At 49.8% G+C, this 15931-nt stretch carries 12 protein-coding genes; 10 read left to right on the forward strand and 2 right to left on the reverse strand.

What is annotated here, in order from left to right; genetic code table 11:
* Positions 1-118: 118 nt before the first annotated feature.
* The 6 genes from PBN151_RS24275 to PBN151_RS24300 all read left to right on the forward strand — a co-directional run bounded on the left by PBN151_RS24275 (position 119) and on the right by PBN151_RS24300 (position 9824).
* Complete coding sequence (locus PBN151_RS24275; RefSeq protein ID WP_072731046.1) at positions 119-1747, forward strand: SWIM zinc finger family protein; 1629 nt, start codon at positions 119-121, stop codon at positions 1745-1747.
* Positions 1744-4770, forward strand: a complete 3027-nt coding sequence (locus PBN151_RS24280) for a DEAD/DEAH box helicase (protein WP_072731047.1) — start codon at positions 1744-1746, stop codon at positions 4768-4770. Before PBN151_RS24275 ends, PBN151_RS24280 begins: the two co-directional genes overlap by 4 nt.
* Positions 4771-4858: 88 nt before the next feature.
* A complete protein-coding gene (locus tag PBN151_RS24285; RefSeq protein ID WP_072731048.1) occupies positions 4859-5533 on the forward strand; it encodes an SOS response-associated peptidase in 675 nt (224 codons plus the stop codon).
* Positions 5534-5806: 273 nt separating this feature from the next.
* Positions 5807-6745 (forward strand): PD-(D/E)XK nuclease family protein, encoded by a 939-nt coding sequence (locus PBN151_RS24290; protein ID WP_072731049.1) that lies wholly within the window; start codon positions 5807-5809, stop codon positions 6743-6745.
* Positions 6746-7090: 345 nt separating this feature from the next.
* The gene (locus tag PBN151_RS24295) at positions 7091-7531 is read left to right on the forward strand and encodes an ArsR/SmtB family transcription factor (RefSeq protein ID WP_036592279.1); all 441 of its coding nucleotides are present in this window, start codon (positions 7091-7093) and stop codon (positions 7529-7531) included.
* On the forward strand, positions 7503-9824 hold the full coding sequence (locus tag PBN151_RS24300) for a heavy metal translocating P-type ATPase (RefSeq protein WP_072731050.1): 2322 nt from the start codon (positions 7503-7505) through the stop codon (positions 9822-9824). Before PBN151_RS24295 ends, PBN151_RS24300 begins: the two co-directional genes overlap by 29 nt.
* A 125-nt stretch (positions 9825-9949) precedes the next feature.
* Here PBN151_RS24300 and PBN151_RS24305 read toward each other — a convergent pair whose 3' ends face one another.
* Positions 9950-10498: a GNAT family N-acetyltransferase gene (locus tag PBN151_RS24305; protein WP_072731051.1), complete on the reverse strand. Its 549-nt coding sequence runs from the start codon at positions 10496-10498 to the stop codon at positions 9950-9952.
* 205 nt (positions 10499-10703) lie between these two features.
* Here PBN151_RS24305 and PBN151_RS24310 point away from each other — a divergent pair, with 205 nt between their 5' ends.
* Positions 10704-12026 (forward strand): cell wall-binding repeat-containing protein, encoded by a 1323-nt coding sequence (locus PBN151_RS24310; protein ID WP_072731052.1) that lies wholly within the window; start codon positions 10704-10706, stop codon positions 12024-12026.
* Positions 12027-12187: 161 nt separating this feature from the next.
* Here the strand turns inward: PBN151_RS24310 and PBN151_RS24315 are convergent, their stop codons facing one another.
* On the reverse strand, positions 12188-12976 hold the full coding sequence (locus tag PBN151_RS24315; RefSeq protein WP_072731053.1) for a class I SAM-dependent methyltransferase: 789 nt from the start codon (positions 12974-12976) through the stop codon (positions 12188-12190).
* Positions 12977-13224: 248 nt separating this feature from the next.
* On the opposite strand from PBN151_RS24315, the gene PBN151_RS24320 reads away from it, so the two are divergent.
* From PBN151_RS24320 to PBN151_RS24330, 3 genes are all read left to right on the forward strand, one after another.
* Positions 13225-14025, forward strand: a complete 801-nt coding sequence (locus PBN151_RS24320; protein ID WP_227775033.1) for a DsbA family protein — start codon at positions 13225-13227, stop codon at positions 14023-14025.
* 78 nt (positions 14026-14103) lie between these two features.
* A complete protein-coding gene (locus tag PBN151_RS24325) occupies positions 14104-14520 on the forward strand; it encodes a disulfide oxidoreductase (protein ID WP_072731054.1) in 417 nt (138 codons plus the stop codon).
* Between the two features lie 35 nt (positions 14521-14555).
* Positions 14556-15830, forward strand: a complete 1275-nt coding sequence (locus tag PBN151_RS24330) for a methyl-accepting chemotaxis protein (RefSeq protein ID WP_083545313.1) — start codon at positions 14556-14558, stop codon at positions 15828-15830.
* The last annotated feature ends 101 nt before the right edge of the window (positions 15831-15931 follow it).

Below are 15931 nucleotides of genomic sequence, written 5' to 3' on the forward strand. Positions count from 1 at the left end.
TCTTTTTCTTCTATATTCCCGTTTTTTTGTGTAAACTGAAAGGATACAGAATTTCGCGGATGCTTGCGATCGGACAGGTCTTGGAAGAGCATTGCCGCAGTAATGGAGGGTATTGACGTTGCAGCAACCGGACGTATCTGTGGACGACATCAACCGCTTAGCCGGTCAAATGAAGGAGCACTATTCGTACGCGACGCTGGAGCAGGGATGGCGCTATTACCGCAAGAATGCAGTATCCCATGTTCATGAGGACGCGGGAAAAGCTCGGGTAATCAGGGCTGAAGTGCATGAGACGGAACGCTATCATGTGAGCCTCCATATGAAACGTGTCGAGGCGAGTACTTGCACTTGCCGAACTGGGAATGAGTGCAAGCATAGGGCGGCGCTGTTCTTTCAATTATGCGAGGCAGCAGGGAAGAAGCCTGAACTGTACCTGTCTGATTTCCGTCAAGCCTTCATTGAGCTTGAGAGACAACGTACGGCTGCTCGCAAGCGTGAAAAACAGAAGGCCGAACGGGAACGCCGCGTTAGAGCGAGTCAGATGACCTTATCAGCAGATGCTTCCGCCAAGGACTGGCATCTCTTATTTCATAGAAAATACGCACGGCCGTTTACAGACTTCCAATCCTCTGTCGTGGATATTACCAAGTGGGTTAAGGAGCAGTTGTATCGTGACAGCGAAGCGATGGCTGAGCCGGTGCGGACGCTGCTGCGCATGCATGTGCAGTTGTTCTTGATTCAGCAATTGGCTGAGCGCTATGCGCAAGCTGCACGAGGCTACCATTCTCGCGATATATCCGCGGATGATGCTGTTCGTCCTTGTATGGAGGAGCTTACAGAATTAAGCCGCCGCTTCGCAGGCTCAAAGTTACCAAAGGCCTTTAAGGAGCATCTTCGCCACTTAGGTGTCGTGGCAGAGCAGGTGGCGCTATCTGAAGAGGAGTCCCCTGTAGATAGACTAGCTGCCTTTGCACTCGTGTGGTCGGGGGTATTGAACGATCCCGAAGAGCTGCAGCTTGAGCGTACACGGCTTAAGGAGAGGTTGAAGCCGTTATCCGAGCTTCGTCCCCGCCTGCGTGATTCAATTCGGGTCGCGCTTATCCATATTGAATCGTTGCTTGGCTGTGACGAGGATGCAATCGCTCATGTGCATTCGCTTACTTTCTATAATGAACCTGAGCGCTTTGTACAGTATGCTAACGATCGAATGCACAGTGGAGATCACGAGAAGCTGCTGATGTGGTTGAAGGCGCTGGCTCCGATGGTCAGCCAATCCCGCCAACGAGAGCATTTGGAACGGTATTGGATGTTGTGGAAACAGGCTTATGATGCACACGTAGGTATGCATCAAGAACTTGATTCGCTGTTGCTGGCACTGCTGCCTGGTATATACCCGTATCTGTCTTCTTTCCTCCTAGAGCAGGGAAGATATCGTGATTGGGCTGATATTCAGATCGCACGCCGCATATCGCCGGGGGAGGCAGATACGGCTGAATGGAGGCAAGTCGCTGCCGCGGCGCCAGACATGTTGCTGCCGTTATATCATCAGGCCATTGAACGGCATATTGAGGAACGCAATCGCGATCAATACAGGATAGCGGTTACCTTGCTGCATGAGCTGCGTTCGATGTATGAACGCAAGGGCTCTCTTTCGACGTGGGAGCGGTACATGGATAACTTGCTGGAACGGTATTCTCGGTTAAGAGCATTTCAAGAAGAGTTGAGAGGAGGGGCACTGCTTACATGATCGAACAATCGCCTTGGAACGTGGAATGCTTGAGACGAAGCGACGGTACATTCCTGGTATTTCATAGTGGAATGAGGCGGGACGTGCGAACACTGAAGCATCTGTTGTTCGGTTGGCATGCTCCTTCCTTCTACGGTACGATGCTCCCTGTAGAGGGAGAGGGGCGTATTGAAGGGATTGTTGTTACCGCGGCTGAAATGCTGGAGGTGATAGCGATGACGCCGCACGTAGGTTGGACAGAGTTGAAATCAGGAGACAGCTTCCGCATTCTAAGTGAGACGGCTAAGCTGTATATGGCTCTGCTGCAAGAGGGGCGATATGAGCCGTCTTACGACAAATGGAAAGCGGGTGCATTCGGCTGGGAACTGCTGTTAAGCGAATCCGAGCAGAAGCAGCAGCGCGAATTGCTTCACCAAGCGCAACAGATCGAGCATCCCGAGCTTGTCCATTGGTTCGATGTGTTGATGACAGAACTGCTAACGGATAATCAGGAGCGAGACTCATTGCGCGCTGCCGCTCTGCGTGCACGCCCGGAACTGGAGGAGCTGCGCATTCCCCTGCAATCATCGCAGTGGACGGGGGAGCAAGATTGGCTCGAAATGATAGGCTGGACCCGAGATGAGACACCCTTCCGTGTTGTGCTTCGTATTGATGAGCCAGAACAGGAGCGGATGCCTTGGGCGCTTCGCATCTTGCTGCAGGACAAGATGGATCCGAATGCTCTAATTGGATGCGTATTGAGCGAGTATAGGATTGATGGCGAGATCAGGAGCCAAGTGAAGGCAGCTGCAGGAGATTTCCCGGAAGAATGGAAGCCATTCCTCCAAGAGAGGCTGATTCGAGATATCGGAAAGGTGCTGCAAATCGCCCCTTGGCTTGAGGATTCCGGGGTTAGCCGGAAGCTTCTATTGGAGCAGCCGGAACGCACCAGTATGCATGAGACAGAAACAGGTTTGAAAACAAAGCAAGAAGATCAAGAGGACACAGAGAACCGTTCTCTCCGATTGAAGACGAAGCTTAGCGAAGAGGATGCATGGCGCTTCTTAGCTGAGGGAAGCCTTCAGCTAGCAGAGGCTGGGTTCCGGGTCATTGTGCCTGCTTGGTGGCAGCGTGTGCGCCAGATGAGAACTCGGCTAAAGGCGAGGGTTCCTTCTTCCGCAGGTTCCTTCTCCGCTTCTGCGATGGGATTGAATCAGATGATTCAGTTCGATTGGAGACTCGCGGTAGGTGACGTGAACTTAAGTGAAGCGGAATTCCGTCAGCTCATCGAACAAGATCGCAGGCTTGTTCAACTCCATGGCCAATGGATTCAATTGAATCCGGATGACGTGAAGGAAATTCGCCGCTTGATGAAGCAAGTCGATGGCGGTGGGATGACATTCGGCGAGGTGCTTGAGCATCATATGGCCATGGAACGGAAGCGTCTGGAGGAAGGGCTGCTGGATGAAGATATTGAGCGTGACAATAGCCTACAGCTTGAACTGGAACTGAATGAGCAGTTGCAGCATTGGCTAGGCATGCTACAGCATCATGAATCGATTCCACCTAGTAAGTTGCCGGTAGGATTGCAGGGAACACTGCGGAAGTATCAGGCTGATGGATACTCTTGGCTAATGTTCCTTCGTCAATTCGGCCTTGGCGCCTGTCTTGCGGATGATATGGGGCTTGGTAAGACGATACAATGGATAGCCTATGTACTGAGAGTGAAGGAAATGGAACCGGCGTCAGGGGCTTCTCTATTGATCTGTCCAACTTCACTTATTGGGAACTGGCAGAGAGAGCTGGAACGATTTGCGCCGGATGTTCGAGTGTATTTGCATTATGGTGCTGACCGAATCAGGGATGAGCGATTTGCAGAGGAGATTCGCATGGCTGATGTGGTCATCACAACATACACGTTGGCCTTGATGGATCGTGAGCTACTATGGCCAATCATGTGGAACTCGCTATGCTTGGATGAGGCGCAAAACATTAAGAACCCTTATGCGAAGCAGTCTGCGGCCATTCGGAAGCTGCGCGCGAAACACCGGATTGCCTTGACCGGTACGCCAATGGAGAATCATTTGACGGAGCTGTGGTCGATCTTTGATTTCGTAAATCCAGGATATTTGGGCACGTTGGCACAATTCCGAAGAACGTACGTGAATCCGATTGAACGTGGTCGAGATGCAGAGTGGACGAAGCTTGTGCAGCGGCTTGTGCAGCCATTTCTGCTGCGCAGGCTGAAACGGGATCCTGAGATTCAGCTTGACTTGCCGGATAAGAATGAATCGAAGGTCTACGTTCCTCTGACCGCGGAGCAAGCCTCGGTGTATGAGCAGACGCTGCAGACACTGTTCGATGATCTGGATCGACTCGATCCAATGGAACGAAGGGGCAGAGTGCTCACTGCGTTGACGAAGCTGAAGCAGGTATGCAATCATCCATCACTTGTGCTGCGAGACCGAGTATCTGGACGGGATTCCGCTCGTTCAGGCAAGCTGACACGCCTGCTAGAGATGCTGGATGAGCTGCAGTCGACGGGAGAGCGGAGTCTCATCTTCACACAGTATGCTGAGACGGGCAAGCTGCTGCAAGAGGTGCTGGAGCGAAACATGAGGGAGACCGTTCCGTTTCTGCATGGCAGTGTGCCGAAGGCAGAACGGGATCGCATGGTTCAGCGCTTCCAGGACGAGTCACTTCCAGCAGAAGAACGTCCGCGCATCTTCATTCTGTCGCTAAAGGCTGGTGGAACGGGACTGAATTTGACAGCTGCCAATCATGTGTTCCATTACGACCGCTGGTGGAACCCAGCGGTGGAGAATCAGGCTTCCGACCGGGCATACCGTATTGGGCAGACGCGGAATGTGCAGGTGTATAAGTTGATTGCACTCGGCACGTTGGAAGAGCGAATTGACGATATGATTGAGCAGAAGCAAACTTTGAATGAGCAGGTAATTGGCGGTGGAGAGAAGTGGATTACAGAGCTGTCCCCAACCGAATTGAGAGATTTGTTCGCCTTAAGGCGGCATGTCATGGAGTAAGGGATTTGTCCTCATTCCTTTGCGCGGAGTTGTCTGCATAATTTTTCTAATTATACAGACAATAATGTCCATGAGGAGGATGATGGACATGTGCAGGAGACTTTCGATTTCCGCTGATCTATCAGAGATTGAACGGGCATTTGGCATTGAGCAGGTGCTCTACCCCTATCAACGGCGCTTCAACATTAGTCCGACGCAGACGGTGCCGGCTATTAGGGAGCTTGAGGGTAGACGTGTGTTGGATGAATACCGGTGGGGGATGGTACCCTTCTGGGGCAAGGATTCACTGAATGCTGATATTTATTCCATTCATACGAATTCAGCATACTGGAAGCTGACAGAGCGACAGCGGTGCATCATTCCGTGCAGCGGGCTCTATTATTGGCGGCAGGAAGGCAAAAAGAGTTACCCCGTTCATGTGGTGCTTCGCAAGCAAGGGATCTTCGGCGTAGCGGGATTGTACGAAGTATGGCGCGACGCACAAGGGAGAGTGCAGCAGACTTGTACGCTGCTAATGGCGCGTTCCAATGAGCTAATTGCGGAATTCGAGACACGTATGCCAGCTATATTGGATCCAGAGGAGGCCGATGCGTGGCTTCGCCCAGTCTCGATTGAGATTGAGGCGCTTGCCAGACAACTGAGGCCCTATGCTTCGGAACGGATGAGACTATACCCGGTAACTTCGCTGATTGAGAATGAGCAATATGATCATTTGGACTGCATTCAGGAATTGGATGTAAGGCTTGGCCGAGTTAAGGCCTGACAGCAGGGGGAAATAGGGTGTCTGCTGACGGTTCAGGATGCAGATGAACAATATCGCAAGAAACAACAAGGAACAATGCTCTTTGTGCAGCCTTGACTCGAACAATCGGGTCGAGGCTGTTTTGCTGTACTGCACTTATGGTCAAGTGGTTGCAGCTTGACATAGAGATACAGCAGGTATAGGATAACTTCTCCCTTTTATGTATGGTGAGCATGCTATAATAGCTTTTACAACTGAAGTTCGGTGAGTGAATTGGGGAGAGGGGAGATTTCCATGCAGCGTAAGCCTTACCCGGAATGGTCATGGTCGCCGTCGCGTCATGTGCTGTTCGAAGAGTGCAGACGCAAGTATTTCTATCATTATTATGCCTCGCACAATGGATGGTTTCGAGATGCGCAGCCATTGGCAAGGCAGGCCTATCAGCTGAAGCAAATGACCAACCTGCATCTTGTATTCGGAGATGCGATGCATAAGATGGCAGAGGCTGCATTGATGCAGATGAACCAATCCAGTCGGGTGATGGACGCTGAGGACATCGTTCGGCGAGTACGAAACTTGTTGAATCAGGCGTATACGGACTCGCTTGACGTGGAGGCATGGAGAGAACTTCCGAAGCAGCGCACAATGCTGCATGAAATGTACTATGGCAAACAACTGCCAGCCCGTACCATTGAAACGATTAAGGCTCGGATCCCGATACTGGCCGACCGTTTTCTGAACAGTCTCAGTGTGCAGCATTTTAGAGAAGATTCGGGTGTCCAGCTTATGGAACTGGAACGCTTAAATACAATATTGTTAGCAGATACGAAAGTATATGTGAAGCTGGATGTCATGTTCCGTCAGGATGATCAGTACATTATTGTAGATTGGAAGACGGGGCAGGAGGATGAGCGCAATAAGACGCAGCTGCGCCTGTATGGATTATATGTGCACCGGGTGTACGGGGTTCCCTATGAGAAGCTTGATATTCGTACAGAGTATCTACTCAGCGGCAGCTGTGTAGAAGATCATGTACATGAGGAAGAGATGGAAGAGTTAGAGCGCCACGTCATAGATAGCATGCTGCTCATGCGTGACTACTTGGAGGAGCCGCTCCGCAATCAGCCGTTCTCGATTGAAGCATTCGAGCCGACCGAAGAGACTAGACGTTGTTGTCGTTGCCCTTTCTTGGAGATATGCGAATACGGGAACCGAAATGAGGCCGTATCGTAGCCATATGAATATAGACGCTTCCATCTCCACCAGTATAGTGGTTTTGGAAGCGTCTTTGCATTTTTTGTGGAAGACGGACCTGTTTGCTACTGACGAATACGAATTGGGGCAGTCTGTGAGAGGGTTGAGGCTAGGTAGGAGCGTATTTTGGCAGAACATTAAAATAATCGTTTGAATTTATGAATGGAACTGTGTATACTACAACTACAGAAACATTCAAACATTCGTTTGATTATTGTAATGATTACGATTAAGCAGATAAAGCACCTTCAATGCAATCATTCGGAATTAACGTGCTTAATCTTCAAGGAAATTAACAACAATATAGGTAATGAGGTGAATGCAATGGTTGCACAACGTTCAACGGAAGATCTGGAGAACATTCAATCGCATACGCTCGATAAAGAAGATGTATGTGAAATTGTATGTTATGACGCTGTTAAAATTAATGCTTTAAAGGGTCGGGTTGAAGACAACGAGGTACAGGGCATGGCTCAAATGTTCAAGGCGTTATCTGATCCGACACGGATGAAAATGGCATGCTTGCTGGATGAAGGGGAAGAGTTGTGCGTATGCGACATGGCGATATTGACAGGCCAATCGATTGCGACAACTTCACATCACTTGCGAGTGATGAAGAATCTAGGCATCGCGAAATCACGCAAGGATGGTAAAAATGTGTTTTACACCTTGAGTGACCATCATATTCGGTTGCTCGTTCGAATGACACTAGAACACTTGAGAGAGGAGCATTGTCATGACGACGCGGAGCACAGAAAAGGCTGATGAACGAATTGCATATCGGGTGCAGGGATTGTCGTGCGGCAACTGCGCTAGGGAAATGGAAGGCGAGATTCGCCGGTTGAAGCATGGCGAGGATGCCACATTAAGCTATAACAGCGGTACACTCAAGATGAGCAAGGACATTGATGTGGCTGCCGTAAAACGGATATTGCGTACAGATGGCGCCAAGCTGGTCGAATCAGGCGGAGGAGCTGCCGCAAGCGCTGCAAGTGCTCCAGTCCAAGGTCACATACAATGCGCTTGTGACGGTCATGACCATGAGCATTCCCACGAGGGGCATAGCCATGCAGGACATTCGCACAGTCATTCCCATAGCCACTCAGGTGGCAAGGCGCATCAACATGACCATGGGCATGACCACGGAGCCGAGGGTCATGGACACGATCACAGTCATGGGGATATGAATCGAATGAAGTTGCTGCTGGGCATCTCAGGCTTGCTCTATGTTGCAACATTTATTTTAGATAGCTCGCTGCCAAGCGGCGTGCTGATAGGCATGTATCTGCTCGCGATGCTGCTTAGTGGATATGGCACCTTCATGAAGGGACTTCGCAATCTGCTGCGGCTGCGCTTCAATATGGACACTTTAATGACCGTGGCGCTTACCGGGGCAGTCGTTATCGGAGAATGGAAGGAAGCAACACTCGTTGCCATCTTGTTCGGATTGAATGAGATGCTGGAAGGCTACGGCATGGAGCGTGCTCGCCAGTCAATGGAAGCTCTGCTGGCGGTAGCTCCGAAGCAGGCAACTGTACTCCGCGAGGGGCAAAGTATTACCATTCCGATTGAACAGCTCGTTGCAGGAGACATTGTACTCGTTCGGCCGGGTGAGAAAATTCCTTCAGACGGTACGGTCGTTGAGGGGAACAGCGCTGTAAACGAAGCAGCCATCACTGGTGAATCGCTGCCGGTAGCCAAAGCGGCTAACGATGTTGTGTTCGGGGGCAGTGTGAACACGGACGGCATTTTGAAGGTTCGTATTGATAAAGCCTATGAAGATTCCTCATTGGCGAAGATTCTGCATCTTGTGCAGGAAGCTCAGGATACGAAGACGCCAACAGAGTTGTTCATCGATCGATTCGCTCGTATCTATACGCCAATTATCATGATTATTGCAGCACTAGTAATGCTTGTGCCTCCTCTTCTTATGGGTGGAGAGTGGTATAAATGGTTCTATCAAGGGCTTGCTGTTCTTATCGTCGGATGTCCATGTGCACTTATTCTTTCATCGCCAATTGCAATCGTCAGCGGAATTACACGCAACGCTCGCAACGGAATTCTGATCAAGGGCGGCGTCCATTTGGAGCAGCTCGGCAAGATTGAAGCACTGGCTTTTGACAAGACGGGTACGTTGACGAAGGGAGAACCTGCTGTACAAGATGAGGCAATTTATGATGAAGAACGCTTCTACCGCGTAGCTGGTTCTATAGAACAGGCTTCTCTTCATCCACTTGCGAAAGCTGTTATGCGTCATCTGGAGGCCAAGGGACGCACTTCCTTCGAAGAACCTACGCATAGTGAGACCATACCGGGAGAAGGCATACGGGCTGAAATCAACGGTGCTGTATACTGGGTAGGCAGCGAACGCGTCATTGATAAGCTGCAAGGCGGTTCTGCTGATCGCGTACAGCAGGCGCGAGAGGCTGCAGAGCAGATGAAATCACGTGGATTAACCTTGGTAGTGGTTGTGTCTGAACAAGATGGTGAGCCGCTGGGTGTGTTCGGATTGGCCGATGAGATTCGTGAAGAGAGTAAACGGACGATAGCAGCACTGCACGCAGCTGGGGTGAAGCATACGGTCATGCTGACTGGCGACCACGCTCAATCTGCGGAGCAAGTAGCGAAGAACGTAGGCGTGACAGACTGGTATGCGCAATTGTTGCCACAACAGAAGGTCGACAAGATTAAGGAGCTTGGCAAGAAGTATCCGGTCGCCATGGTGGGTGACGGCATTAACGATGCACCTGCACTTGCTTCGGCTAGTCTAGGTATTGCGATGGGCAAAGGAACGGACAGTGCCGTTGAGACGGCAGATATCGTCCTGATGCAAGATCATCTTGGCAAGCTGCCAAGCGCCATTCGAATTTCGCATAAGGTCAACCGTATCGTACGCTGGAATATCGGACTTGCGCTGGGACTGAAGATCATTGCCCTGCTGCTTACGATTCCAGGTTGGCTGACACTTTGGATTGCCATCCTTTCTGATATGGGAGCAACCATTGTTGTTACCTTGCTCGGTATGACGGTACTCCTTGGACGAGATCATGAGGAATAACGTGAGAACGTAAGAGATTGTCTCTATTGGGAAAAAGTAATCACCAGAAACCGCATATACCGCCTGTCTTCTCCATTTTCGGAGGGGCAGGCGGTTTTTGTAATTGAGGTTCTCTCTTACAAGCTTCAGGATGCGCGTGAAGCGAAATTTTTCTCAAATAGAAGATAGTTGTTGTCGGTTCTTCCTTGGTACACAAAGCCTGCCCCTCGATAGAATGATTCCAGTGCGGCAACACCAGCAAGGCAGTCGAGCCGGATGTTGTGCTTGTCTGGGAAATCAATACCGCTCTCGACCCAGGCCAATATGTCACGTCCGATCCCTTGACCCGCATAATGGCGGTTCACAGCCAGTCGGTGCACATATACAGCATCCTCCAATGAATCATTCCCCCACAGCATACGATCCCAAGGACTTGGCGTTGTTAACAGCATCACCATACCAGCAAGCTGCTCTTCCTGTTTAAACAGGAAGACATCGCCGTTCAAAATTGCGTTTGCAGTCTGGTGAGAGTCTTGTCCCTCAAGCAATGGATTCCATTGCGTAGAGCCTTGTTCGTGAAGCCATCGTGCAGTATTATGCAGCAGCGCCATTACGTCCTCCGTGTCAGCTGGAAGTGCGCGAACAACGCGGAGCCCGTTAGGCAATGACTGATTTTGAATCAATCCTTCATTCACAACAATACCCCTCCATTTTTACGCCCTATGTCCATAATAGTTATTCGTGCTAAGGCGGTAATTATATTGAAGCTATTGTATCGCATCCACCTCGATTTTTGCACTGCTGATCCGGAACACGGAAGCAGAAGCATTTCTAGAGTAAGAATGGGATCAGTCGGGCATCCTTACAAGATATGGATGGAGCAACTGGAGGTATATGTTCATGAATGAGGCATGGATGCCAGCACGGCAGATGAATAACAGGGATACAAGACAGAATAGGGATGCTGTGATGGCTGCGCAGAATGGGAGCATGGGAAATCGAAAATATGTCATGCGAGCGATATGCTGGGGAGTACTATTCTCATGCTTGCTGCTAGCAGGATGTGGATCTACGATGACCGTCTCCTCGGGGGAAGCAGCGTTTTATGCTGGAGAGCCATTGGTTAGTGAACAGGCAGTGCATTCCCCTTGGATCGCAACGAAAAATATGACCCGAATCAATACCGATGATCATGTGAAGGCAGCTGTCACCATATCTCGTACAGTATGGCCTGGGCACATCGATGAGCAGCGACCGAATGGTGTCGTGCTCGTGCCTGATGAGCAGTGGGCGACTGCGATGGCTGCGGCTGATTTGATTCATTTCCCGAACAATGGCCCTCTTCTCTATATCAAGACAGATCGATTGCCAGAAGAGACACGAGCAGAATTGCTGCGCTTGAAGCCTAAGGGAGCTCCTGATAATAGAGGGGTTCAAGTTATCGTTGTAGGCAAGGTAGATGGGGCAGTTATAAATGAAGTCAAGAAGCTCGGATTCAAGATGGATGTTATTGCTGGGGATAAGCCGGCAGAAGTGGCAGCAGCGATTGATGAGTATTATGCTAGAGTGAGCAAGGAGCGGCCGATGTCGGTAATAATCGTCTCCTCAGATGAACCGGCTTATGCACTGCCTGCGGTCAATTGGATTGCACATATGCAGGAGCCTGTCTTGTATGTGAATAAGCAGGGAATTCCACAGGCTACGGCTGATGCGCTTGCCAAGCGCCGCAAGAAGGCGGTTATGTATATTCTTGGCTCGGAGAACATTATTCCACGGGAAGTGACCGATGAACTTGCGGTGTTCGGAAGGGTAGAGCGGATTGCTGCTGCGACGCCAGTTGAGCAGGCGATTGCCTTTGCTCAGTATAAGGACAAGAAAACAGGGTTCGGGTGGGGAATAACCACACCAGGCCACAATTTCTCCTTCGTGAAGGAAGGAAATGAGTGGCTGGCGATCGCACAAGCCCCTCTTGCGCATCTGGGCAAACATGCCCCGCTGCTCTGGGTACAGCGGGATCAGGTGCCAATGGCGGTGTATGACTATGTGCAGTCGATCAGACCCTATTACGAGCATAGTCCAGTAGAAGGGCCATATAATGCAGCCTGGTTAACAGGAGCGGAAATGTCCGTTGTCCCACGAATTCAAAGTGAGCTGGATGCTTTGCTCGAAATTCAAGCGAGGAGCGGGGCAGGACACGGATCTACGCATCATCACAGTTCGTGATTCAGAATAACGCAGCATGTAAGCTTCCTTCCCCGAAGCTGATTGTTTCGGAAGGAAGCTTGTTACATACGGAACGTTAACTGGATAACGTGCAGGTACACGTTGACATGCTATTCAAGGAGGTTGTTATCTTGCCCTCAGTTGTAACATGCTGGGTGATTTCAAGTTGGTTGAGACGGCTTACTAGCTACAATTCGGAGCCGCTTATAATCGCCAGTCCACACACCGTTATGATACAGAGTAGGTCGGCATTTCGCTTGAACCAGTTCCATAAATCGTGGAATATCCGCTGAAGATAAGGATGAAGTAAAATCATGCGTGAAGGCATGCAGCCAATGGAGCAGACCGTTCTCACCGTCAGTCAATAACGTGGGGCGTTCGAAGTGAATCGCAGAGGTGACTTGAAATCCGGCCTGCTCAAGAACAGTGCTGTATTCGCCAATAGTCGGATAATACCAGGGATGAAGCGGCTTCGGATCGATACTGAAGTGTTGCTCTAGAACCTCCTCGATGGCTCCAACAATAACTTCCACATTCCCTTTGCCTCCAAGCTCTGCGACGAAGCGCCCGCCAGGACGTAGAGCGGTGTAGATATGGCGTGCGGCTGCTTCAGGCTTCTTTACCCAGTGGAGGGCGGCGTTCGATAATGCGGCATCAAATGATCCTGCGTAATGTCCGGGGCATTCGGCGGTGATATCCATGGGGATGAAGGTGAGGGAGGGATATTTGTTACGTGCCTGCTCAATCATGTTGACGGATTGGTCGATTCCGACTACTCTTGCCCCTGCCTCTGCCATGTTAGCTGCCAAATCGCCCGTCCCGCATCCCACATCAAGAATTCTCTCTCCTGGCTGTGGCGAGAGCCATCCTACTACATCTGTGCCATACTGCGATACAAATTGAAGCTTGCTGTCATACAGTACAGGATTCCAATGATGATCGGTTGACATTAGCAACGCCTCCTCTTTTGTTACCTTCGATAGGATCGATTGATCCACTGCAATTAGTATGACAGATGGGATGTATATAGGTGAAATATATAATATCTATAAACTTTATAGTTATTAATTATTGAAAGGCTAGGTTGTTGCAAAGTGATGGCAATCTTTGATAAATAATCTTTCATTTTGCACAAAAGAAATGGAAAAATGGACAGCTTTCCATTACATTTAAGGAAGGTGAAAAAAAGTTAGAAGAGGTGAATAGATTGGGTAAATCTTCAAAATCCAAACGTGCGAAGCAGCCTGGTCAGACTAGACCTTCAACTTCAGCATCCACTGCTGGACAATCCCGGCCAACGTCAGCTTCACGCAGCAATAAAAAGCGCAATGACCGCATCTTCATGTTCATGATTCCTGTGGCCATTGTGGTTCTGCTCGGACTTATATTTGTATTGAACAAGCAAGGGGAGCAGATCAAGCAGGATGAGGTCTTGAACAGACCTGCCGTTCAGTTCGATCTGACTGGACAGCCGACACTTGGTTCTACAGAGGCGAAGGTGTCAATTGTCGAATTCGGTGATTATAAATGCCCTGCATGTAAGGACTGGGAAACAACGGTGTTCCCGCAGTTGAAGAAGGACTTTATCGATACGGGGAAAGTGCAGTTCACCTTCATCAATTACCCGTTCATCGGCAACTCTTATTTAGCGGCGAATGCAGCAGAGGAAGTGTTCCGTCAGAAGCCGGAAGCATTCTGGCCTTATCATGAGGCAATTTATCATGCGCAGGGCAAAGAGCAAGACAATTGGGTGACAACCCCATTGCTCGTAGACCTAGCCAAGCAGGTGTCGTCAGACATCGATGTAGCGAAGTTGGAAGATGCAATTGAGAAGCAGGCGCACAAAGACGCTATCGCGCAGGATTTGAAGTTAAAGGATCTTGCGAAGGTATCAGGTACGCCATCTGTGTATGTGAATGGCAAAGAGTTTACAGGTCAATGGGACAGCTACAGTGAATTGAAAGCGTTCATCGAGAACGCATTGAATGAAGCGAAATAGCATCTACAACGAGTATACAAGCGGTAAGTGATTCGTTCGTTAATAGTGTTATTCTTTTAAATCAGGAGGTAATGATATATGTCTGTAATCCGGCGTTATGCATTATATGTTGCTTGGATCATCTCCCTGATTGCAACTTGTGGAAGCTTGTATATGAGTGAAATATTGTTGTGGGAACCGTGCAAATTGTGTTGGGTTCAGCGGATATTTATGTATCCGCTCGTCCTTGTGCTGGGGATTGCCGCATACCGCAATGACCGCAGTATCGTTCGGTATACACTCCCGCTATCGATTATCGGCGGGTCAGTATCAACCTATCATTATTTGTTGCAGAAGGTACCGGGGATGGCAAGCTTAACTCCTTGCCGCTCTGGGGTTCCGTGTAATTACGATTATATGGAAGGCTGGATTACAATTCCGTTGTTGGCGTTTATCGCATTTCTACTCATCACGATTCTGCTGATCATCGCACGCAAAAACGAGCCAGAGGAATAAGGCGTAGGGTTGTCGACGAGGTGGGGGAGAAGGAAATGATGAAATTCGGATTGCAAATGAAAATGGTAGTTGGCATGCTGGTGGTGTCGGGCGTTACCTATGCGACAAGCGGATTTTTCATCTTCGTGCTGAAGCCGTACTTAGCACCAGGAATGAATGAACTGTTGTATGACGGCATCATCTTCATGCTCGGCATATTCTGGACCTGCTTGCTAGGTTGGCTTGCAGCACGCCTCATTGTGAAGCCGATTATTCAATTGACGAAGATGGCAGACGAGGCGGCGCAGGGAAAGTTGAATGTGAGCCTACCGTCGTACCATTTCCATGATGAGGTCAATGTTCTGATTGCTTCTTTTGGCCAAATGGTACGCAATTTGCAGCATATGATTACAGAAATTAAAAGCAGTGTTGATATTACGACGCAAAATACTTCAACATTAAGCGGTGCCATGACTCAAGCCGCTCACCAGATCGAACAAATCTCCTGCGCGGCTGACGAGATGAATCGTGGAGCGGAGCAGCAGGCGATGTGGACTGCCTCAGCAGCTGAATCGGTGGAACAGATTCACGCCTCAGCTGCTGCCGTTCAGGAAAGAGCGGAAGAGACGGAGCGTATGACTCAAGATATGCTTGGAACGCTTGCAGACAGTGAGGAGATGTTGAAGTCGATCATTGATGGCATGCTGATGGCGGCTGAATCTGGACAGGCCTCGATAGACACGGTACAGCGGCTCAGCGAGCAGGCGGAACAGATTGGAGATATTTCGACTACGGTGCGAGAAATTGCTGATCAGACGCATTTGCTTGCCCTGAATGCTTCGATTGAAGCGGCTAGAGCAGGAGAGCATGGTGCTGGATTTGCCGTCATCGCATCCCAAGTTCGGAAGCTGGCGGAGCAGAGTGCTTCTGCGGTGAATAATATTAATGACCGCATCGTTCTGATGCAGTCTCAGGTGGAGCAGGCTGTTCGCTTGATTACGAAGCAAGTCGACATCGTAAGTGTTGAAGCGGCGAAGAAGGATGAAGCTGCAAATGCCCTGAGTGCTATCGCACATGTAACGAAGCAGGCTTCGAAGGCCGTTCATGATATTGCAAGTGAAGTAGAGCAGCAGACAGAGCGCTTCGCAACTACGCTGGAGCAGACACGGAGGATGGCTTCCATTGTCAATGAGATGGCGGAAGGCACTCGTCAGGTAGCGAGTGCGACACAAGAACAGACAGCTGTCATGGAAGAAATGGCTGCCTCCTCTGATGTGTTACGAGATCAGGCGACTCGTTTGCAGGCGCAGACATCGGCATTTAAGAATTAAAATAGGAAATTACCTAATTAATAGCAATTGAACGTAGACTTGCATCAGCCAAATGGATGCAAGTCTTTTCTTGTGACATTTGTTCATAAACTGGTATGTAA

Source organism: Paenibacillus sp. NAIST15-1 (assembly GCF_001894745.1).
GTDB lineage: Bacteria > Bacillota > Bacilli > Paenibacillales > Paenibacillaceae > Paenibacillus_B > Paenibacillus_B suaedae.

Excerpts from the sequence above, each read along its gene's own strand:
- PBN151_RS24290 (WP_072731049.1), top strand. The coding sequence starts at position 5,807 with ATGCAGCGTAAGCCTTACCCGGAATGGTCATGGTCGCCGTCGCGTCAT.
- PBN151_RS24315 (WP_072731053.1), bottom strand. The coding sequence starts at position 12,976 with ATGTCAACCGATCATCATTGGAATCCTGTACTGTATGACAGCAAGCTT.
- PBN151_RS24300 (WP_072731050.1), top strand. The coding sequence starts at position 7,503 with ATGACGACGCGGAGCACAGAAAAGGCTGATGAACGAATTGCATATCGG.
- PBN151_RS24330 (WP_083545313.1), top strand. The coding sequence starts at position 14,556 with ATGATGAAATTCGGATTGCAAATGAAAATGGTAGTTGGCATGCTGGTG.
- PBN151_RS24310 (WP_072731052.1), top strand. The coding sequence starts at position 10,704 with ATGAATGAGGCATGGATGCCAGCACGGCAGATGAATAACAGGGATACA.
- PBN151_RS24325 (WP_072731054.1), top strand. The coding sequence starts at position 14,104 with ATGTCTGTAATCCGGCGTTATGCATTATATGTTGCTTGGATCATCTCC.
- PBN151_RS24295 (WP_036592279.1), top strand. The coding sequence starts at position 7,091 with ATGGTTGCACAACGTTCAACGGAAGATCTGGAGAACATTCAATCGCAT.
- PBN151_RS24280 (WP_072731047.1), top strand. The coding sequence starts at position 1,744 with ATGATCGAACAATCGCCTTGGAACGTGGAATGCTTGAGACGAAGCGAC.
- PBN151_RS24285 (WP_072731048.1), top strand. The coding sequence starts at position 4,859 with ATGTGCAGGAGACTTTCGATTTCCGCTGATCTATCAGAGATTGAACGG.